A 19,568-nucleotide genomic window follows, 5' to 3' on the forward strand; every position below is an offset into this window, starting at 1 on the left:
GTGTCGGGCCTCGAACCCGCACCGGGTGCCGCCCCCGCTCACCAGGCGACTCCCGCCTCCGCCACGTCGGCGACCCGCAGCCGGCCGCCGTCGAGCCGGTAGCGGGTCATGCTGCGCAGCGCCGGCCGGTAGACGTGCACGCTCACCGCCGGCCGCTCCCCGGCGTTGGCAACCCGGTGCACGTGCCGGGCGCCGAACCGGCGACCGGTGCCGGCACCGAGTTGGCGGGGATGCAGCCGGCCCCGGGCCACGGTCTCCTCGACAAGCGTTCCGGCAGCCACCAGGAAGGCGCCGGCGGAACCGCCGTGGTCGTGCAGGTCCGTGTGCTGGCCGGGCAACCAGGTGAGCAGCCAGACCTCGTGGTCGTCGGCGGCGGCCAGCCGGTGGTACCAGCGTTCGACCGGGTCGAAGCGCAGCGGTACGGGCCAACCGGCCGGGCCGGCCGCCTCCGCCGCGTACCGGCGGGCGATGGCGAGCAGGTCCGGGCCGGTCGACGGGCTCGAAGAAATGGAGATCATTCTTGGTCCTCAGGGCAGGTGTGCGGCTACCGGCGAAGGTAGCCCATAAAACCTATCTGCTTAGTAGGTTTTATCGCAAGCCCTGCGCGGACTCGGCCTGGCGGCGTGGATCGGAGGAGCAGACCGGTGGATCAGAGGAGCAGACCGCCGGTCGCCCGGATGTTCTGTCCGGTGACCCAACCGGCGTCGGGACCGGCGAGGAAGGCGACGACGGCGGCGACGTCCTCCGGCTGTCCGAGCCGGCCCAGTGCGGTGAGCGTCGCGGTACCGGCCAACGCCTCGGCCGGGTTCGACGCCCGCAGCAGGTCGGTGTCGGTGGCGCCGGGCGAGACCGTGTTGACGGTGATGCCCCGGGGGCCGAGTTCCCGGGCGGCCACCGCCGTGAACTGCTCCAGGGCCGCCTTGCTGGCGCAGTAGAGGGCGAGCCCGGCCGCCGGCAGCCGGGTGTTGAGGGTGGAGATGTTGACGATCCGGCCACCGTCGCGCAGCACCGTGGCCGCCTCGCGCATCGCCAGCAGCGGAAACTTCGCGTTCACCGTCATCACCCGGTCGAACTCCGCCGCCGTGATCTCGGCGATCGGTGTCGAGGGGGCGATCGCGGCGTTGTTCACCAGGATGTCCAGGCCGTCGCGGACCGGGTCGAACATCGGTCCGAGGCTGGCCAGGTCGGCCTGGTCGGCGCGTACGGCGAGCACGTCGGCGTACCCGGAGACGAGTTCGTCGGCCGCCGCCCGGTCGTTGCGGTAGGTGAAGACGACCCGGGCGCCCGCCTCGGCGAACCGTCGTACGACCGCCCGGCCGATCCCCCGGGAACCGCCGGTGACAAGTGCCGTCCTGCCATCGAGTCTCATGCCCGGCGACGCTATCCGGGGACTGGTGCGTGGTCTTGAAGAAATGCGCACAGCTCGGTCGGGGTGAGACCGGCCAGTGCCCGTACCTCGCGGGTGAGGTGCGGCTGGTCGGCGTACCCGGTGTCGGCCGCCGTTGCCGCCAGCCCCGCGCCCTGGTGGAGAAGCCTGATCGGGTGCTGGAACCGGGCGATCCGGGCGACGGAACCCGGGGTCAGTCCGATCCGGCGGCGGAAGCCGAGTTCGAGGTGACGACGGCTGACTCCGAGCCGATCGGCGAGCGCGTCGATCCGGAGCCGCCCGGTGCCGTGCGACAGCCGCCACCAGGCCGCGCTGACCGGCTCGTCCGCCGGCCCGGCCGGTGCGTCTGCCAGCCATCCGGCGAGCACCCGGTCGAGAAGCGCGAACCGGGTCGGCCAGTCCGGCGCAGCGCAGAGCCGCTCGGCCAGCCCGGCGGCGCGCGGGCCGACCACGTCCGACAGCGGGACCGTGACCCCGACCAGCTCCGGCATCGGTACGCCGAGCAGCCCGGACACCCCGGCCGGAGTCATCCCGACGCTGACCCCGTACGCCCAGTCGGTGCGCCCGGCCACCGTCGCCGTGCCGCGCGCCCCGGTGACCAGCGGGTACGCGTCCGCGAAGTCGACGAGCAGGATCGCGTTACTCAACGGCAGCAGCCGGTGCGGGATCCGGGTCCGCGATCCGGCCCGGAATCCCGCGTAGCCGAGTACGTGACGGCGCAGCCGTGGGTGCGGGAGCCGGACGATCGTCTCGCACGCCACGGCCTGCGGCTGTGCCGGTATCGAATGGAGCTGCGTCAGCCGGGCCATCAGGCACCATCATGACCGGCCGGGCAGACCGCCTTCGACCCGCCGGTCGGTGCCGTTCGACTGTCCCGCCCCGTCCGGCCTTCCCGGCCCGTCCGAGGTTCCCGCCCTCTCCGACCTTCCCGCCCCGGCGACGTGCGGCATCGCAGGTGGTAGCTCGACGACCCGGTCCGCCCAGCGGGCCATCAGCGCCGGGTCGTGGGTGACGAGCAGGACCCCGGCCCGGTGCGCCCGCTGGTAGTCCGTGATCACGGCGGCGACGTGCGCCTGGGTGGAGGCGTCGAGCATGGCGGTGGCCTCGTCGCAGAGCAGGTAGTCGGGGCGGTGCACGAGGGCGCGGGCCAGGCAGGCACGCTGGAGTTGCCCGTCACTGACCGCGTGCGGGCGCCGGACGAGCAGGTCGGGGGTGAGACCGACGAGATCGGCCAGTTCGGCGACCCGGCTGCGGATCTCGTCGGCAGGGTGCCGGGTGGCCCGGAGCGGCTCGGCGATCAGGTCGGTCAGGCTCAGTCGCGGGTCGGCGGCGGCGCGCGGGCTCTGGAACAGGACCGCGATCCGGGTACGGACGGCCACCGGCACCGCGTACCGGGTGGCGTTGACCGGGGTACCGTCGATCGTCACCAGGCCACGGTCCGGCCGGTGCAACAGGGCGAGGACCCGGACCAGGGTGGACTTGCCGCCACCGGAGGGTCCCCGCAGTCCCACCGTCTCGCCCCGATCGATCCACAGGCTTACCCGGTCGAGCACCACCTGTCGCCGGTAACCGGCGGTGACCTCGTGCGCGGCGAGCTGTCCCGGCCCCGGAACGACTTCGGGTGCGGGCACGGTTGCGGGTGCGGGGGTCACGACGGGACTCCGGCGGGGAGCGGGTGGTGGCAGGCGACCGCACCGGCGTCGTACGCCGCCAACGGCGGTTGCCGTCGACAGGCGTCGGTGGCGTACGGGCAGCGGGCGGCGAAGGCGCAGCCCTCCGGCAGTGCGGTGAGCATCGGCGGGTACCCCGGTACGGCTCGGAAGGCGCGATCCGGCAGCGCGTCGAGCAGGGCGGCGGCGTACGGGTGGGCGGGTGCGGTGAAGAACCGCTCGGCGCTGCGGTGCTCGACGACCCGGCTGGCGTACATCACGGCGACGGTGTCGGCGACCCGTTCGGCGGCGGCGAGATCGTGGGTGATCAGAATGACGGACTTTCCACTGTCGCACCTGCGGCGGAGCAGGTCGAGGGTCTGCTCGACCAGGGGGCGGTCCAACCCGCTGGTGGGTTCGTCGGCGATCAGCAGGGTCGGGTCCGGGGCGAGCGCCAGCGCGGTGACCAGCCGCTGTGCCATCCCGCCGGAGAGTTCGTGCGGAAAGCGGTCCAGGTCGGTGGCGTCCAGGCCGACCTGGGCGGCAACCCGTTCCGCCCCGGCGACGGCGTCGGCCCGGCTGTGCCGGTGCGCGCGCAGGGTCTCCTCGATCAGGCGGCGGCCGGTACGCACCGGGGTGAGCGCGGTGGCCGGGCTCTGCGGTACGAGACCTACCCGTCGACCCCGCACCAAGCCGGCGAGTACCCGTTCGCCGCAGGTCACCAGGTCGAGCTGGTCGCCGCCCGGCCCGTGCAGCCGGGCGTGGCCGCCGACGGTGGCGTTGCGGGGCAGCAGCCCGAGCAGGGTGTGTGCGAGGACCGACTTGCCGCAGCCGGACTCGCCGACGACGGCCAGCAGCTCCCCGGGGTGGACGGTGAGGGCGAGGTCGCTGACGGCGTGCACGGTCGCGTCCCGGAGCCGGAACCGGACGCTGAGCCCGTCGACGCTGAGCACCGGATCGGCGGCGCCGGAGCGCCCCTCGCCAGCGCAGCCGGAGCGCCCCGAGCCAGCGGCGCCGGAGCGCCCCGAACCAGCGGAATCGGAGCGCGCCGGACCGGCGGCACCGGCGGTGGCGCTGGCGACGAGGGTGGCGGCGGCGACCGTACCCGGTCGGGTGGTCTTCACAGGTGCAGCTCCGCTCGGACGCGGGGATCGAGCCGGTCCCGCCAGTGGGCGGCGACCACGGCGATGGCCAGGGTGACCACGACGATGGCCGCTCCCGGGGCGAGGCTGGCCCACCAGGCACCGGCCAGCAGGGAACCCTGACCGTCGTTGATCATGTTGCCGAGCGAGGCGAGGTGCGGCGGCAGGCCGAGCCCGAGGAAGGAGAGCGCGGTCTCGTGCCAGACCGCGTGCGGGATCATCAGCGTGACGGCCAGGGCCAGCCGGGGCAGTACGTGCGGCAGCAGGTGCCGGGTCAGTACCCGGAGCCGGCTCGCGCCACCGTTTATGGCGGCGTCGACGAACGGCCGGGTACGCAGGCTCAGCAGCTCCGACCGGACGATCCGGGCGGTGGAGAGCCAGTGGGTGAGCCCGACCGAGGCGATCACCGCACCCAGGCTGGGGCGGAGCATGGCGACGATGAAGATGCCGAGCAGCAGGTGCGGCAGGGCTGCGACGGTGTCCACGATCCGCATCAGTATCCGGTCGACCAGGCCGCCGACGGCGCCGGCGATCCCACCGACGATCCCGCCGATCACGGTGGCGACCAGTGCGGCGACCACCCCGACGAGCAGCGACACCCGCAGCCCGTAGAGGGCGCGGTGCGCGACGTCCCTGCCGAGGTCGTCGGTGCCGGCGGGATGCGCCAAGGACGGGGCCAGCCGGACCTGGTCCAGGGCGACGGCGCTCTGGTCGAGCGGCCAGAGCAGCGGCGCGACCAGGCTGGCGACGATCACCACCAGCAGCACCGCACCGGCCACTGCCGCACCGGTCTGGCCGGGACGCAGCCGGAGCCGGGGCCGCCAGCCGGCGGAATTGACACGGGTACGGGTCAGCTCAGTCATCGAGGCGCACCCGGGGATCGGCGGCGGCGTAGCCGAGGTCGGCGGCGAGGTTGGCGGCCAGCACCACGGCGGTGGTCAGCAGGGTGATCGCGGCGAGCAGCGGAAAGTCGCTGCCCAGCGCGGCCTGAACGGTGACCGCGCCGAGCCCGGGCAGCGAGAAGACGGTCTCGACCAGCACCGCACCGCCGACGAGTTCGGGCAGGTGGGTGCCGACCAGGGTGAGGAACGGCAGCAGCGCGGTACGCAGCGCGTGCCCGAACAGCACCGTACGGCCGGGCAGTCCTCGGGACCGGGCGGCGAGGACATGGTCGTCGCGGAGGCTGTCGGCCACCGCGTCCCGGACGAAGAGCAGGAACCACGGGGCCTGGGAGACCGCGAGGACCCCGATCGGCAGCACCAGGTGGTGGGCGACGTCGCGCCACGAGGTGCCGGTCGCGGTGACGTCGGTGAGCCCGCCGGCCGGCAGCCAACCCAGGGCGAGGGCGAAGATGGCGATGGCGGCCAGCCCGAGCCAGAAGACCGGCATCGACTGCACGGCGTACGCCGCCGCCCGCAGGGCACGGTCGAAGAGCCCACCCCGGCGGTACGCGGCCAGCGACCCGAGCAGCAGGCTCGCCACGAGTACGACGACGAGCGCGGCACCGACCAGCAGCAGCGTCCAGCCGACCCGGGCGGCGATGACCGAGCCGACCGCCTCGTGTCGACTCGTCGACCAGCCGAGGTCGCCACGGAGCAGGTTGCCGACCCAGCGCAGGTACTGCACCTGCGGTGGATCGTCGACGCCCCAGTTGGCCCGGATCTGCGCCAGGTTCTCCTCACTCGTGGTGAACGCGGCCGCTCCGGCGTACTGCTTCGCCGGGTCGACCGGGGAGGCAGCGCCGAGGGCGAACATCCCGATGCTGGTGGCGACGAGCACCGGTATGGCGACCAGCAGCCGGCGCCCCACCATCGCACCCGCCCCGGCGAGCCGACGCCGACGCCTGGCCGGGGTAGGTGGAGGTGTCACCGCCGGGTCCAGGTGTTGATGTTCCACCAGAGGCTGTTCGCCACGTCGTGCTCGTGCGGCTCGACCCGTGGGGACACCCCGTCGATCGAGTCCCGCAGCACGTAGGTGTGCTTCAGATAGCTCAGGTACACCCACGGCACGTCGGCGGCGAGCTGCTTCTGGAACGTCGAGTACGCCTGCCTGCGCCGGGCCGGGTCGGCCTGGTCCCGCCCCTGCTGCAACGCCTGGTCGACGACGGTGGACCTGTAGTGCCCCGGGTTGAAGTAACCCTGCCCGGCGAACCGGGAGCCGAACAGCTTGTAGGAGACGAAGTCCGGGTCGTACGGCGTCCCGTAGCCCATGATCAGCGCGTCCGAGTTGAGTCGGGGGTCGATGGCGTCCCAGGTCAGGCCAGCAGGAGTGATCTCGATGCCGACCTTCTTCGCGTCGGCGGTGACCGCCAGCGCCAACTCCTTGCGCAGGCTGTCGCTGGCCGGGTACATCAGGGTGAACCGGGCCGGACGGCCCTGCCTGACCCGGATGCCACCCGCGCCGGGTGTCCAGCCGGCGGCGTCGAGCAGCGCGGTGGCGGCGGCCGGGTCGGCGGTCGGCTTGCCGGCGATGGCCGGCTCGGCATACTCCGAGGTCGGCGGGACGGGGCCGTAGGCGGGTTCACCGGCACCGCCGAGCACCCCGTCGACAATCGCGGCCCGGTCGACGGCGAGGTTGAGCGCCCGCCGGATCGCCGGGTCGGCGGTCACCGGGTTGCCCATCGGCAGCATCACGCCCCGGTAGTCGGCGGTCGGTACCCGCTCGACCCGGTAACCGGCGCCGCCGTCGAAGCCGGCCGCGAGCTTCGGGGCCAGCTCGGCGACGTCGAACTCGCCGGCCCGCATCCGCTGGGCCCGGATGTTGTCGTCGGCCACGAACGCCACCACCACCCGCCGGTTCGTCGGCTTCCCGGCGAAGTAGCCGTCGTTGGCGGTGAGCACCAGCCGGTCGCCCGGGGTCCAGGACTCCACCTGGTACGGGCCGGTGCCGATCGGCTTGCGGTTGAACCCGGCCCGGTTGACGTCCTGCCCGCCCAGCGCCTTGGCCGGCACGATGCCGAGGGCGAGCCGTTGCAGGAACGGCGCGTACGCGTACCTGAGCCGGAACACCACTGTGGTCGGGTCCGGCGCCTCGACCGACTCCAGCATCTCCAGGTCGGACCGGAGCGTGGAGTCGACCTTCGGGTCCAGCACGGCCTGGTAGGTGAAGACGACGTCGGCGGAGGTGAGCGCCGTACCGTCGTGGAAGAGCACCCCGTCGCGGAGCCTGGCCGTCACGGTCCGACCGTCCGTGGAGACCGTCGGCAGTTCTGCCGCGAGGCCCGGCACCAGCCGGTTCTGCGCGTCCCGGGCGACCAGTCCGTCGAAGATCAGCGATGCCCCGTCGACACCGTAGTTGAGCACCGGGTTCAGCGTGTCCGGCTCGCCGCCGGTGGCGACCACGAAGGTGTCACCGGCCGCCGTGGACGCCACCGGAGCGGTCGTCGAGGAGCAGGCCGCGACGGCGAGCAGGCCGCCGGCGGCGACCACCGCCACGAGTCGTCGGACGGTCGGGCGGATCCGGATCACGGAGGTCTCCCACGAGTTCGGGCACGGACGTGGGCCGGCTCGCACCGGCACCTTCGATGATCACGGTCGCAGAGTTGCAAAGGTTTGGCAACAACGATCATCTAGCATTAAGCTGATGATCTTGTGCTGGTAACCGCCGCTGACCACGGCGAGGCCACCCGTCGGGGTCGTATCCGCCGGGTCGGGGACCGGGTGGCTACGAGCCGCGGCTGATGTCGAGCAGGTGGTGCTCCCCCTCGTGCACGCTGTGCCGGCCCAGCCACAACATCGTCCGGAGCTGCTGCTGCGGCCAGGGATAGCTGCCGGTCCTGGCGAGTTCCGCCGGACCGAGCCTGCCGAACGCGGTAGCCAACTCCCCCGCCGCCGCGTCGAGTTCACCGAGCACCACGGCCGGATCCTGCTCGTTGTACGCGTCCGCGACCGCCCGCTCGTCCCGGCCCATCGGCGTGAACTCCGGTTCGTCGACCGCCAGCGCCAGGGCGAGCCGCTCCGACTGGACCCGGAAGACGTCCCGGACGTGGCAGGCGTACTCGAGAGGCGACCAGACACCTTCGGCCGGGCGCCGTCGCGGGTCCCGGGCCGCGCGAAGCCCGGTGGCATACCTCGGCCCGAACCCGCGGAGCCGGTCCGGCAGCGCCTCGGCCGAAACGGAGGGATAGTCGAACCCGCACTCGTCGCAACGCTCCACGACCGCAAGGGTACGGCTGCCATCTCCGCTGCGACTGTTGCCTAGGCCAGGGCGTCGAGCCGGCCGGTCTCGAGGTGCCGGATGTCGCCGCCGGAGTCCAGGGCGGCGTCGAGCAGCAGGGCCAGCGAGCTGCCGTACACCGGCACGTCGGCGAGCCGGTCCACCAGCCGCAGCGGTCCGGGTGAACCCGGCCGGTCGGCAGCACCCCGCTCGACCCGGCAGAGAACCCAGTGCGTCGTCTGGGCCGTGAAGTCGGCGGCGGCGCAGAGGCTCCGGCCGTCGGCCAGCTCGCCGATCACCGCGATCCCGAGGTCGCCGATACCGTCGAAGATCCAGTCCTGCTCGGCTGCCGGCAACAGCCGCCACCCGCCGCCGAAGAGGGCCGCCGAACCGATCCGTCGATAGAGCGCGGCGAGGTCGGCGTCGGAGTGCGTGCGCATCGGGTGGCCGGGCAGCGGCGGTGTGGTCTGGTGGTCGCGGACGATCCGGTCGAGCACGTCGTCGATCGCGACGGTCGCCCGCCCCAGATACCAGCCGGCGACCGGGCGCAGCGCGCCCCCGTCGTCCTGTGCGACGGCAGCCAGGCCGCCGTGCAGGGCCAGCACCCGGTTGTCGCCACCGATCCGGTCGTTGACGTTGACGACCACCCGGGACAGGGTCGCGGGTACCTGGTCGGTTCGGATGCCGGGACCGCGGTAGAAGCCGTGCTCGGCGGCGGTGTCGCGGGGTTCGCCGAGCGGCAGCTCCAGCAGCGGGTTCGGCTCGTCGGCGATGGCCTCCCCGCACAGGTACGGGTACAGCCGCGCCACCCAACCGGTGACCACCTCGCCGCCGTACGCGTCGACCGGGCTGTAGATGCGCTGCCAGAAGGCGGTGTCGACGTCGCCGGACGCGGCCCGGACGAACTGGTCGAGGATCGGTGCCAGCGAGCGATTCCAGTTCGTCAGCCCGAGATCCGCGAAGGCGTCCACCCGGTCCCGGATCCGCCGCCAGTCCTCGACCGTGCCGGTCAGGGTGATCGACGGGATTCCGCAGACGAAGACCATCCACACCGCGAAGTACGGCGAGTATGCGTCGAGCAGCACGATCCGCCCGGCGACCCGCTCGACCTGCGTACTCGTGGAGAAGTCGCACTCGAAGAGGTGCGGGTCGACACCCTCGGCCCGAAGCAGCCTGCCGAACAGCTCCACCATCTCGCGCCAGGCGTCCGCGCTCTCCGGCATCGCGCCGTCGACGAGCACCTCCAGCCGCCGGCGGCCGGAGTGGCGTACCAGCCGGGGACGCAGTTCCTCCGCGTGCAGCCGGATGTGCTGGGCGACGCCCTGGGCGATGGTCAGCCACACCGCGTCCGGCGACAGCACCAGCGGACGGTGGTCGGCGAACGCACGACCCACGGCATCGAGCAGCGGGTGTACGCCGTTCGGCTCCAGTACCGGCAACGTCGGGTCTCCGCCGACGACTATCGCGTCGCCGAACAGCTCACCGAGGGGTCGGGTCGGCAGCGGCTCGGCGGCGGGGGTGACGTCGTCGACCGGAAAGATCACCATCGGGTGACCCTAGCGCCGCACACCGGAGGTGGTCATACCGCGCTGACGTGTGCCGCCAGCAGTCGCCAGCCGCGACCGTTATGGATCCAGGTCCGCGTGTACCGGACCCGTGCCCGGAACGGCGTGCCGGCGATCGTTCCCGCCAGGGTGCCGAGAAACCAGGTGACCCCGGTGTCGCCGACGACCAGGACGGTCAGCTCCTCCTGGCGTACCTCGGTCAGCACCTGCTCCCCGGTGCGGTGCACCCGCAGGTCGTCCTGCTTGCCGTAGTGGTTGCCGTCCGGGCCGGTGAAGACGAGTCGCTCGTCGATCAGCCGGTCCAACTCGGCGACGTCCGACGCGAGCTGGGCTGCCTGGAGCCGCCGCTCGGCCTCGCGCAGCTCCTCGACCCTGGCATCCTCGTCGGGCATTCGGCACACCTTTCGGCTCGGTCCGGGCGGTCACGCCCGGCGTCACTGGTCGGACGTCGGTTCCCAGACCGCGCCGTCGTGCGCGAAGAGCACCCGGGCCGGGTCGAGGTCCATCAGCCGGGGCAGCCACTCCGGTACCGGCGGAAGCGGTTCGCCCACCCCCTCCCGGGCCGCCCGCGCGGCGAGCTGGGCAGAGCCGAACTGGAAGGCGAAGTCGTGGGCCTGCCCGGCGAGTACGAGGGTGCCGTCCGGTTGGCGGACAACCAGCGACTGGTGCCCGGCGGTGTGCCCCGGGGTGGGCAGGATCCACACCCCCGGCCAGATCTCGGCCTCGCCGTCCAGCTCCTCGTACCTGGCGCCCGAGAAGTCGACGAGTTCGGGGATGGTGTGACCGGGTTGCCGGGCCACGGCCAGTTCGGCCCGCTGCACCACGACCGGCCGGCCGGCCAACGCCGGGTTGCCTCCACAGTGGTCGAAGTGCAGGTGGCAGTTGACCACGAGCGAGATCTCGTCGAGCCCGATCCCGGCAGCGGCCAGGGCCGCCAGCACCGGCCGGCGGACCGGGCGGTAGTGCGCCTCGGTCTCCGGGTCGACCTCGCCGATGCCGGTGTCGAATAGCAGCAGCCCTTCGTCCCGCCGGACCAGGTAGCCGTACGCCGGTTCGACCCGGGGGTACGGCTCGCCCGCCTCCACCGCCGGCCGGACGAAATAGCCGAGGTCGAGTCGGCGTACCGCCGCGTCACGCATCACCGGTTCATCCTCTCCGTCGGGAAGGCTGCGGCAAAGACCGGTTCACCAATGGCGTAACCGCGTCACGGTGCCGGGGCAGCAGCAAGCGTGCTTGACCGGTTGAGTTCCGATCCAGTTACCTGCTTGAATATCTCGGGCGCACAGGGCCGGGCATGTTCCATCTCTTTCGACAGTGACAGGAGACAACCATGCTCCGCAGGCCCCTGCTCAGCACCGTGCTGGCCGCGCTCGTCATCGCGCTCGGCACGGTCGTCGTCGCCAGACCCGCACTACCGGCGGAGGCGCCGGCACCCGTGCGCATCATGCCGCTCGGTGACTCGATCACCGGTTCTCCGGGCTGCTGGCGCTCCATCCTCTGGAACCGGTTGCAGAACACCGGCTACACCGACATCGACTTCGTCGGCACGCTCGGCCCGCAGGGTTGCGGACAGCCGTACGACGGGGAGAACGAGGGTCACGGTGGCGCCCTGGTGACCACGGTGGCCGACCAGAACCAGTTGCCGCCGTGGCTCGCCGCCACCCGCCCGGACGTCGTACTTATGCACTTCGGCACCAACGACGTCTGGAGCAACCGGGCCACCTCGACCATCCTCACCGCGTACGGGAAGCTGGTGGACCAGATGCGGGCCAGCAACCCGGCGATGAGGATCCTGGTCGCGAAGATCATCCCGATGGCACCGAGCAGTTGCGCCGAGTGCGGCCAGCGGGTGGTGGCGCTCAACGACGCGATCCCGGGCTGGGCGGCGTCGAAGAGCACCGCCGCATCGCCGATCGTGGTGGTGGACCAGTGGACCGGCTTCAGCACCGGCAGCGACACCTACGACGGCGTGCACCCGAACGCCGCCGGGGACCAGAAGATGTCCGACAGGTGGTATCCCGCGCTGACGGCGGTGTTGGACGGCGGCACGCCCACTCCGCCGCCGACCCGGACCCCGACGCCACCGCCGAGCGGGACTCCGACGGTCGCACCGACCACCACTGCACCGCCGGCCGGCGGCTGCGCGGCGACCTACCGGAGCGTCGGGCAGTGGCAGGGCGGTTTCCAGGGCGAGGTGACGGTATACAACAACGGCAGCGCGGCGAGCCGATCCTGGACGGCCCAGCTGACCTTCGGCGCCGGCCAACAGGTAAGTCAGGCGTGGAACGCCACCGTGTCGCAGAGCGGCAGCACCGTGACCGCCCGGAACGTCGGCTGGAACGGCTCGCTCGCTTCCGGCGGTACGGCCACGTTCGGCTTCATCGGCAGTTGGACCGGCAGCAATCCGGCCCCGGCGGTGAGCTGCACACTCGGCTGACCCGCACCGGCGACGTCCCCGTGTCCAGGACTCGGCCCCGCTGCCCCGGTGGCTGCGGTCGGTGCCCTGGGCACGGGGACCGGTACGCCTGCCGCGGGTCCTGCCGGCCGCCCCGGATGCCCCGGTTCAGCTCGCGGGGACCTTGTAGCCGGCGACCGACGGCCAGCGGACCGTGAGCACCACCGCCGGCTCCGGCGCCAGCCAGGAGTGGTCGACCCCCGGCCCCCAGACGACATAGTCACCCGGCCTGGTCAGCACGACGGTACGGTCCCGCAGCTCGACGTGGAACCGGCCGGAGACCAACACCAGCAGGGCGGTACGCCGTTCCCCGGTCACCCATTCCGCCCGGGTGTCGCCGGCCGGGTGCACGCCCCACTTGACCTCCACCTCGGCGCTGTGCCGCACGTCCACCTCGGGCGGCATGAAGTGGCCGAGCAGCCAGCCACCGTTCTGCGCACCGTCGAGCTCCGCCTGGCCGACGTAGATGCCGTCCCGCACCGGCCCTCCCCTCCACAGATCGGGCAAGCTATCACGCAGAACGGCCCGGCCCCCGCCTGCGGGGACCGGGCCGTCCGGTGCGTGCGGTCGTGTTACCAGTTGCTTCCCAGGTAGCTGGGCTGGGTCTGCACGTTCAGCTCCTTGAACCGGGTCAGGTGCGCCGTCCAGATCCGCCAGTCCCGCAGCTCCAACACGTCCAGGCCCTTCTGGATGTCGTTGGAGTAGATGTGGCCGTTGTACCAGTACGCCGACCACGATCCGCCGATGATCCGGCGGTCCGTCGAGAGCGGACCCCGCTCCCAGTAGGCGATCTCGACCGGGCGGGCCGAGTCGGTGAAGTCGAAGACCGAGATGCCGCCCTGGTACCACGCCTGGACCATGATGTCCCGGCCGAGCACGGGGATCAGCGAACCGTTGTGCGCGACGCAGTTCTCCAGTGTCGTGTTCAGCCGGGGGATCTTGTAGTAGCTCCGGAAGACCAGGTTGCGGCCGTCACCCCGACCGGCGATGTCGTAGATGGCGTTGGCGCCCCGGGTCGGCTCGACGGTCTCGACGCAGGTCGCGCCGGAGCCGCCGCCGAGTTCGTCGGTGAAGACGACCTTGGTGCCGGAGTTGTTGAACGTCGCCGAGTGCCAGAACGAGAAGTTCACGGTGTCCCGTACCCGGTTGATCACCCGGGGCGCCTCGCGGTTGGCGATGTTCAACAGGATGCCGTCACCCATGCAGGCCCCGGCGGCCAGGTCCTTGCTCGGGTAGACCGTGATGTCGTGGCAGCCGCTCGTGGTCGAGCTGCCGTTGCCACCGGGGTTGCCGCCGTCCGGGAAGAGGTTCGGCACCGCCACCACGGCGGCCTGGGTCGGCTTCTTCAGCGGCACCTTGACGATCGAGATCGAGTCGTGCGGCGTCGCGCAGCCGGCGTAGGTGTCCGACGGCCCGTACGAGGCCACGTAGAGGTAGACCGACTTCTTGTCCTTGCTCGGCACCAGGGTGTGGGTGTGCGAGCCGCAGGCGGTCTTGACCGACTTGATGTAGCGCGGGTTGCGCTTGTCCTTGATGTCGAAGACCTTGATGCCCTCCCAGACCGTGTCGGTACGCGGCACGCTCGTGCTGTTGCAGGAGTCGTCGCTGCGCGGGTCGTCGGTGGAGAGGAAGAGCAGGTCGCCGTAGACCGAGATGTCGTTCTGCGAGCCCGAGCACTGCACCTGGGAGACGATCGTGGGTCGGGCGGGATTCTTGACGTCGTAGATGACGAAACCCTCGTAGTTGCCGGCGAAGACGTACCGGCCCTGGAAGGCGAGGTCCGAGTCGAGGGCGCTCTCGGCGGCGAACGTGCCCTGCTTCGGGACGTTGGCAATCTGGCGCAGGTTCGGGCTGCTGGAGATCTCGTCCACGCCCGGCGGGGCGGCGACGTCCGTTGTGGTCCGGTCCGTCGCGGCCATTGGTTGGGCATTGCCTGCCGGGGCGGCGGCAACTGTCACCACCAGGAAGGAGAGGGCGGCGAGCCCGACGATCCGGAGTCGCCGCGGCCCTTGTGGGGAGAGTCTGAACATCTGGCGGCACCCTTCGAAAGGGGTAATCGATTGAGCAGACCTTACTCGGAGATGGTGGGTGTCGATGTGATCCCGATCACACTATTGACGATCAAGGAACTCTCTCCGATCATCCTCCGACCAGGCACTCTCCACAAGGCATCACCCGGCTTCCATCGATGCCCAGGGAGCGCGACGGAAGACCCTCCAACCGGGACGGACGCCGGGCGCGCCGGGCCGACCACCCGGTCGAGAACCTGGTCGCCGGGACCGCCGGGACAGCCGGTATACAGGGGGAATGCGCAACACCAACCTGGCCGGGCAGATGCGGACGGCGGCCACCGCACTGTTGGACGCGCTACCGGGGCCGGCCCGGGCGCTGGCCACGCGCCCGTTCGGCGACGAGGCCGGCCGGCGCTGGATCGAGTACCGGCCACTGCCCCGCCCGGGGGCCTGCCTCGCCGACCTCGACCGGACCGGCCGCAAGGCGACACACCGGCTGCTGGCCACCGCGCTCAGCCCACACGCGTACGCGCAGGCGACCACCGTGATGGCCCTGGAGGAGGTACTCGACCGGCAGGAGGAGTGGCGGCGCGGCCGGCACAGCGACGACTACCGGATCGTGGTCTTCGGCGACCCGGCCCGGGAGGACCAGTGGTCCTGGCGGTTCGAGGGACACCACCTGTCGGTGACGATGACCGTCGCCGGAGACCGGGTCTCCCCCGCCCCGCTCTTCCTCGGCGCCAACCCGGCGACGGTGAGCTACGGTGGCCGCCCGGTCAGCCGGCCGCTCGGACCGGAGGAGGATCTCGCCCGCGCCCTGCTCGACGCGGTCGGCCCGGACGGGCGCGGTGCGGCGATCGTCGCCGACCAGGCACCGGCCGACATCCGCAGTGGCACCCGGGCACGCTTCGAAAGCCGGATCGAACCGGCCGGGCTCCGGGCCGGTGCACTCGGACCGACCGGCCGGGCCCTGCTCGACCAACTCGTCGCGCTCTATCTCGACCGGCTACCGCCCGTGCTGGCCCGCCAGGAGGCGGCCCGGGTCGGCCGGGGCGACGTCTACTTCGCGTGGGAGGGTCCGACCAGGCCGGGCGGGCGGCACTACTACCGCATCCAGGGCGAGGACCTGCTCATCGAGTACGACAACACGAGCGAGGACGGCAACCACGCGCACAGTGTGCTGCGCCGCCCACACGGCGACTTCGGTGCCGACCTGCTGGCCGAGCACCGGGCCAGCACCGCACACCCCTGACCTGCCACCCGAGCCGGGTCGTGCGCATCGAGGGCGCCGACGTGCCGAGTCAGCCGTTGCGCGGTTGGCCGAAGCCCCCGGCGACCGAGCTGGCCGGCGGGCCGAACCCGTCGAAGCTGGTCGGCTCGGCACGGCCCTGGTCGAACTGCCGCACCAGGCTGCCGCCGAGGCGTACCCCCACCGCGCCCACCAGCAGGCCGAGCAGCTCGACCGCGACCAGGCCGACACTCGCACCGTGCTCCGGCACACCTGACCTGATCAGGCAGGCGAAGACGAAGAGCACGGCCACGGCGGCGTTCACCAGGTTGAAGATGATCGCCGTCCGCCGGGTCGGGTCGCCGGGCGCGTCCCACAGGTCGATCATGCCGGCCGCCGTGGCGAGGCCACCCGCGACCAGCGCCGCCACCGCCGTCCAGTAGCCGACCAGCCCCAGGAACGCCGGCCCGCCGAGCACGTCGGCCAGGTCGAAGACCGTCGCGCAGACGAACAGTCCGAACGGAAAGGTCACCAGCATCGGCTGGATCGGATGACCGTGCACCCGCAGGCGGCTCTGCATGGTGGTGCCTCCCCGGCTCGCTCCTCGCCCAACCCCCAGCGTGCTACCCCCGGGCCACCCCGCCGAAACGGCGCCGCATCACGCGGGCCACGGCGGAGGGATCAGTTGTCGCGACGACGAGCCACCGAGGTGACCAGCCGCTCGGCCACGTCCCGCAACGGAATGGCCAGCGCCGCCGAGGCGGACCGCAACACCCGTAGCGCCTCCGTGGCCGGACAGCCACGTTGAGTCATGATAACCCCGACCGCCTGATCGATGACCTGACTGGCCGCGAGCGTCTCGTCGGCCGCATCGGCCAGTTCGATCTGCCGGGACCGGTCCCGGACCGCGCCGAGCAGCAACCCGGCATGCTCGGCCAGCAGCATCGCGGTGAGCTGTTGACTGGCGGTCAGCACTCCGGGCTCCCGGGCGTACAGGTTGATCGACCCGACGACGTGCTCGTCCACGTCCACCGGTACGGCGAGCACCCCGCGTACGCCGAGTGCCAGCGCCCGGGTGGTCCACGGTCGCCACCGGGTCTCGGTACGCAGGTCCGCCGACCAGGCCATCTCCCTGGTGCGGATCGCCGCCATCGCCGGACCGTCCGTGCCGTGCCGGACGTCGTCGAGGTCGTCGAGGTGCGGCTCCGAGGCCGCGATAGAGGCGGGCGCCCCGGCCCGCAGCACGGTGACCCCACACCAGGTCACGGCCGGGATGGTGTCCCGGACGGTACGTACCAGCCGGTCCAGCGCGGCGTCGAAGTCGTCGCTCGCTATCAGTCCGGCAGTCACTTCACGGAGCAGGGCGGCGGTCTCCAGCACGCCCGGGGCTTCGGTCGACGGCTCCGTCGTCGTCCGCAGCCTCAGCACCGTTCCAGAACCCCCGCCACCACCGCGCTCCGCGCGGTAGATCCGGTTCGCACCGTCACCTGTCTCATGATCGCCTCTCCCCCGCCGTCACCGATCCCGCGCCGGTGCGGACTCGCGCTACTACCCGAGCGCCGGGTGGACAAACCACCCGTTCCAGGAAGAGAACGATCCCACCGGTCCCGGGGTTGCCGTCAGGCTTCCGACGAACAACCCCGGGATTTTTCGGTGGGGTACGGGGGTCAGCGCGGGCTGGAGCTGAGCCGACGGCCGACGGCGGCGATCAGCCGGTCGAGTTCCGAGCCGAACGGGTTGTCGTGCACCAGATAGGTCCAGGTGGCGCTGGGTCGCGCCAGCTCACCCTCGCCCGGCTGCCAGTCGTCGTCGAACTCGTTCTCCTCGAAGGTCTCCACCGTACGGGTCTCGATCTCGGGTACGAGCGCGTTGAACGCCGGTACGGCCGAGCGGTGGAACTCGTCGAGCGGATCGAGCCGGCCCAGCGCCCGCAGGTGCACTCCCTCGCGCACCTCGGAGAGTTCGGCCAGGTGCTGTGCCCAGAGCCGGTCGAGGTGGTAGAGCGCGATCGACCGGCCGACCCGGGAGAGGAGGTCCTCGTCCATCTCCTTGGCCCGGTCCGGGAAGCGCTCGGTGAGCATCTGCGCCGCCACCTCGGTGGTGAGCAGCCGCTCCCGGCGCTCGGCCAGCGCCTTGCGCTGCTGCTCGATCACCACGCTGTAGCGCCAGGTGTTGCGGTGGATCTCGTGGTTGACGCCCTCGGCGATCCGCTGGGCGTGCTCGACGGCGAAGTCGACCTGCTCGTCGGTGACCAGACCGTCGGCGTTCATCCGGGGCGACGGCGGGATCGCGTCCGGTGCGTGTCGGACGACGAGGTTGTCCTCGAGGCTGACGAAGAAGACGGAACGGCCGGGGTCACCCTGCCGGCCGGCCCGGCCCCGGAGCTGGTCGTCGACCCGTCGGCTGTCGTGCCGTCCGCTGCCGATCACGAAGAGCCCGCCGAGTTCGGCGACCCGGTCCCGGTCGGCCTGGTCGCTGCCGCCGAGCCGGATGTCGACACCCCGGCCGGCCATCTGGGTGGAGACGGTCACCGCGCCGTACTTGCCGGCCTCGGCGATGATCGCCGCCTCCTCGGCGTCGTTCTTGGCGTTCAGCACCGTGCACGGCACCCCGGCCTCGCGCAGCGCCTCGGCGAGCCGCTCCGACTCCTGGACGTCCAGGGTGCCGATCAGCACCGGGCGGCCGGTCTCGTGCTGCTCCTTGATCTCGTGGATCAGCGCCTCTTCCTTCTCACCCCGGGTGGCGTAGATCCGGTCCGGGTCGTCGATCCGGACGCAGGGGGTGTTCGGCGGGATCACCGCGACCTCCAGCGAGAAGAACTCCCGCAACTGGTCGCCGACGAGTACCGCCGTGGCGGTCATCCCGCAGACGGTCTGGTAGAGCGCGACGTACGCCTGCACGGTGATGGTGCCGAGCACCTCACCCTCGGCGGTGGCGTCGAGCCCTTCCTTCGCCTCCACGGCCGCCTGGAGCCCGTCCGGCCAGCGGCGGCGCTGGGCGACCCGGCCGCGCATCTCGTCGATCAGCTCGACCCCGTCGTTGCGGACGATGTAGTCGACGTCCCGGTGCAGCAGGGCGTGCGCGTGCAGCGCGACGTTCACCGCGGAGAGCTGCTCGACGTGCTCGTCGTCGTAGAGGTCGACGCCGCCGAGCCGGGACTCGACCTCGGCCAGCCCGGCGTCGGTGAAGGCGACGCTGCGACCGTCGTCGGCCACCGTGTAGTGCCGCCCGGCCCGCAGCCCACGGACCACCGCCGCGGCCTGGTGCACCGGGTCCTGCTCGCCCGCGACCGCACCGGCCAGCACCATCGGCACCCGGGCCTCGTCGATCAGGATGGAGTCGGCCTCGTCCACGATCGCGGTGGTCAGCGGCGGCTGCACCCGGTCGTCGATGTCGGTGACGAGCTGGTCGCGGAGGAAGTCGAAGCCGGCCTCGCTGACCGAGACGTAGGTGACGTCGCAGGCGTACGCCGCCTGGCGCTCCTCCCGGGTGGACGCCTCGGTGACCCAGCCGACGCTCAGGCCGAGCAGCCGGTAGACCGGCTCCATCCACTCGGCGTCCCGGCGGGCCAGGTAGTCGTTGACGGTGAGCACGTGCACCGGCCCGTTGCCCCGCCGGACGTGCCCGTACGCGGCGATCGTCGCGGTAAGCGTCTTGCCCTCACCGGTGGCCATCTCGGCGACCTTGCCGGCCAGCAGCGACATGGCGCCGAGCAGCTGGACGTCGTACGGCCGCTGGTCGAGCCCGCGCCGGGCGGCCTCGCGGCCCACCGCGCAGATCTCGACGTAGTCCTCGGCCTTGCCGGCCGCCTCGGTGAGCGCGGCGTCGTCGAGTTCGGTGAGCTCCTCCTCGCGCGCCTCGATCGTGGGCAGCAGCTTCTCCAGCGGCGCCAGATCAACTGTGGTGCCCGGACGCTGGAGGAAACGCCGGACCCTGGTCTTCAACCGTTGCGACACACCCATGACGGGCAACGGT

19 protein-coding genes are annotated in these 19,568 nt (G+C 71.9%); 2 read left to right on the forward strand and 17 right to left on the reverse strand.

The window, feature by feature from the left end; translation table 11 throughout:
* Positions 1 to 38 precede the first annotated feature (38 nt).
* From CLT71_RS05395 to CLT71_RS05450, 12 genes are all read right to left on the reverse strand, one after another.
* A complete protein-coding gene (locus CLT71_RS05395) occupies positions 39 to 518 on the reverse strand; it encodes a cysteine dioxygenase (RefSeq protein WP_101366128.1) in 480 nt (159 codons plus the stop codon).
* Positions 519 to 649: 131 nt separating this feature from the next.
* Entirely contained in the window at positions 650 to 1,369 is a 720-nt protein-coding gene (locus tag CLT71_RS05400; protein WP_101366129.1) for an SDR family oxidoreductase, read from the reverse strand.
* A gap of 11 nt (positions 1,370 to 1,380) precedes the next feature.
* A complete protein-coding gene (locus tag CLT71_RS05405) occupies positions 1,381 to 2,196 on the reverse strand; it encodes a helix-turn-helix domain-containing protein (RefSeq protein ID WP_101366130.1) in 816 nt (271 codons plus the stop codon).
* A 9-nt stretch (positions 2,197 to 2,205) separates the two neighbouring features.
* Positions 2,206 to 3,039: an ATP-binding cassette domain-containing protein gene (locus CLT71_RS05410; RefSeq protein WP_101366131.1), complete on the reverse strand. Its 834-nt coding sequence runs from the start codon at positions 3,037 to 3,039 to the stop codon at positions 2,206 to 2,208.
* Positions 3,036 to 4,160: an ABC transporter ATP-binding protein gene (locus CLT71_RS05415; protein ID WP_486483068.1), complete on the reverse strand. Its 1,125-nt coding sequence runs from the start codon at positions 4,158 to 4,160 to the stop codon at positions 3,036 to 3,038. Before CLT71_RS05415 ends, CLT71_RS05410 begins: the two co-directional genes overlap by 4 nt.
* Positions 4,157 to 5,041: an ABC transporter permease gene (locus CLT71_RS05420; protein WP_101366132.1), complete on the reverse strand. Its 885-nt coding sequence runs from the start codon at positions 5,039 to 5,041 to the stop codon at positions 4,157 to 4,159. Before CLT71_RS05420 ends, CLT71_RS05415 begins: the two co-directional genes overlap by 4 nt.
* On the reverse strand, positions 5,034 to 6,047 hold the full coding sequence (locus tag CLT71_RS05425) for an ABC transporter permease (protein ID WP_486483069.1): 1,014 nt from the start codon (positions 6,045 to 6,047) through the stop codon (positions 5,034 to 5,036). Before CLT71_RS05425 ends, CLT71_RS05420 begins: the two co-directional genes overlap by 8 nt.
* Positions 6,044 to 7,645 carry an ABC transporter substrate-binding protein gene (locus CLT71_RS05430; protein WP_486483070.1) on the reverse strand — a complete coding sequence of 534 codons (1,602 nt, stop codon included), beginning with the start codon at positions 7,643 to 7,645 and terminating at the stop codon, positions 6,044 to 6,046. The genes CLT71_RS05425 and CLT71_RS05430 overlap by 4 nt, the downstream gene beginning before the upstream one ends.
* 196 nt (positions 7,646 to 7,841) lie before the next feature.
* Complete coding sequence (locus CLT71_RS36360; protein ID WP_143743370.1) at positions 7,842 to 8,333, reverse strand: DinB family protein; 492 nt, start codon at positions 8,331 to 8,333, stop codon at positions 7,842 to 7,844.
* A gap of 41 nt (positions 8,334 to 8,374) precedes the next feature.
* Complete coding sequence (locus CLT71_RS05440) at positions 8,375 to 9,880, reverse strand: DUF4419 domain-containing protein (protein ID WP_101366135.1); 1,506 nt, start codon at positions 9,878 to 9,880, stop codon at positions 8,375 to 8,377.
* A gap of 32 nt (positions 9,881 to 9,912) precedes the next feature.
* Positions 9,913 to 10,290, reverse strand: coding sequence for a nuclear transport factor 2 family protein (locus CLT71_RS05445; RefSeq protein ID WP_101366136.1), 378 nt, complete (start codon positions 10,288 to 10,290; stop codon positions 9,913 to 9,915).
* 42 nt (positions 10,291 to 10,332) lie between these two features.
* The gene (locus CLT71_RS05450; protein WP_101366137.1) at positions 10,333 to 11,037 is read right to left on the reverse strand and encodes an MBL fold metallo-hydrolase; all 705 of its coding nucleotides are present in this window, start codon (positions 11,035 to 11,037) and stop codon (positions 10,333 to 10,335) included.
* 191 nt (positions 11,038 to 11,228) lie between these two features.
* Between CLT71_RS05450 and CLT71_RS05455 the strand changes: the two genes are divergently transcribed.
* Positions 11,229 to 12,335 carry a cellulose binding domain-containing protein gene (locus CLT71_RS05455; RefSeq protein WP_101366138.1) on the forward strand — a complete coding sequence of 369 codons (1,107 nt, stop codon included), beginning with the start codon at positions 11,229 to 11,231 and terminating at the stop codon, positions 12,333 to 12,335.
* Positions 12,336 to 12,461: 126 nt separating this feature from the next.
* On the opposite strand, the gene CLT71_RS05460 is transcribed toward CLT71_RS05455, so the two are convergent.
* Entirely contained in the window at positions 12,462 to 12,833 is a 372-nt protein-coding gene (locus tag CLT71_RS05460) for a cupin domain-containing protein (protein ID WP_101366139.1), read from the reverse strand.
* Positions 12,834 to 12,925: 92 nt separating this feature from the next.
* On the reverse strand, positions 12,926 to 14,272 hold the full coding sequence (locus CLT71_RS05465; RefSeq protein ID WP_486483652.1) for an LVIVD repeat-containing protein: 1,347 nt from the start codon (positions 14,270 to 14,272) through the stop codon (positions 12,926 to 12,928).
* A 388-nt stretch (positions 14,273 to 14,660) separates the two neighbouring features.
* Here CLT71_RS05465 and CLT71_RS05470 point away from each other — a divergent pair, with 388 nt between their 5' ends.
* Positions 14,661 to 15,617, forward strand: coding sequence for a DUF3500 domain-containing protein (locus CLT71_RS05470; protein ID WP_101366141.1), 957 nt, complete (start codon positions 14,661 to 14,663; stop codon positions 15,615 to 15,617).
* 49 nt (positions 15,618 to 15,666) lie between these two features.
* On the opposite strand, the gene CLT71_RS05475 is transcribed toward CLT71_RS05470, so the two are convergent.
* The 3 genes from CLT71_RS05475 to secA2 form a co-directional block, all read right to left on the reverse strand.
* Positions 15,667 to 16,173 carry a DUF2231 domain-containing protein gene (locus tag CLT71_RS05475; RefSeq protein ID WP_101366142.1) on the reverse strand — a complete coding sequence of 169 codons (507 nt, stop codon included), beginning with the start codon at positions 16,171 to 16,173 and terminating at the stop codon, positions 15,667 to 15,669.
* A 101-nt stretch (positions 16,174 to 16,274) separates the two neighbouring features.
* The gene (locus CLT71_RS05480; protein WP_101371170.1) at positions 16,275 to 17,012 is read right to left on the reverse strand and encodes a GAF and ANTAR domain-containing protein; all 738 of its coding nucleotides are present in this window, start codon (positions 17,010 to 17,012) and stop codon (positions 16,275 to 16,277) included.
* Between the two features lie 248 nt (positions 17,013 to 17,260).
* Complete coding sequence (gene secA2 / locus CLT71_RS05485; RefSeq protein WP_101366143.1) at positions 17,261 to 19,555, reverse strand: accessory Sec system translocase SecA2; 2,295 nt, start codon at positions 19,553 to 19,555, stop codon at positions 17,261 to 17,263.
* Positions 19,556 to 19,568 lie beyond the last annotated feature (13 nt).

Source organism: Plantactinospora sp. CNZ320 (assembly GCF_002846275.1).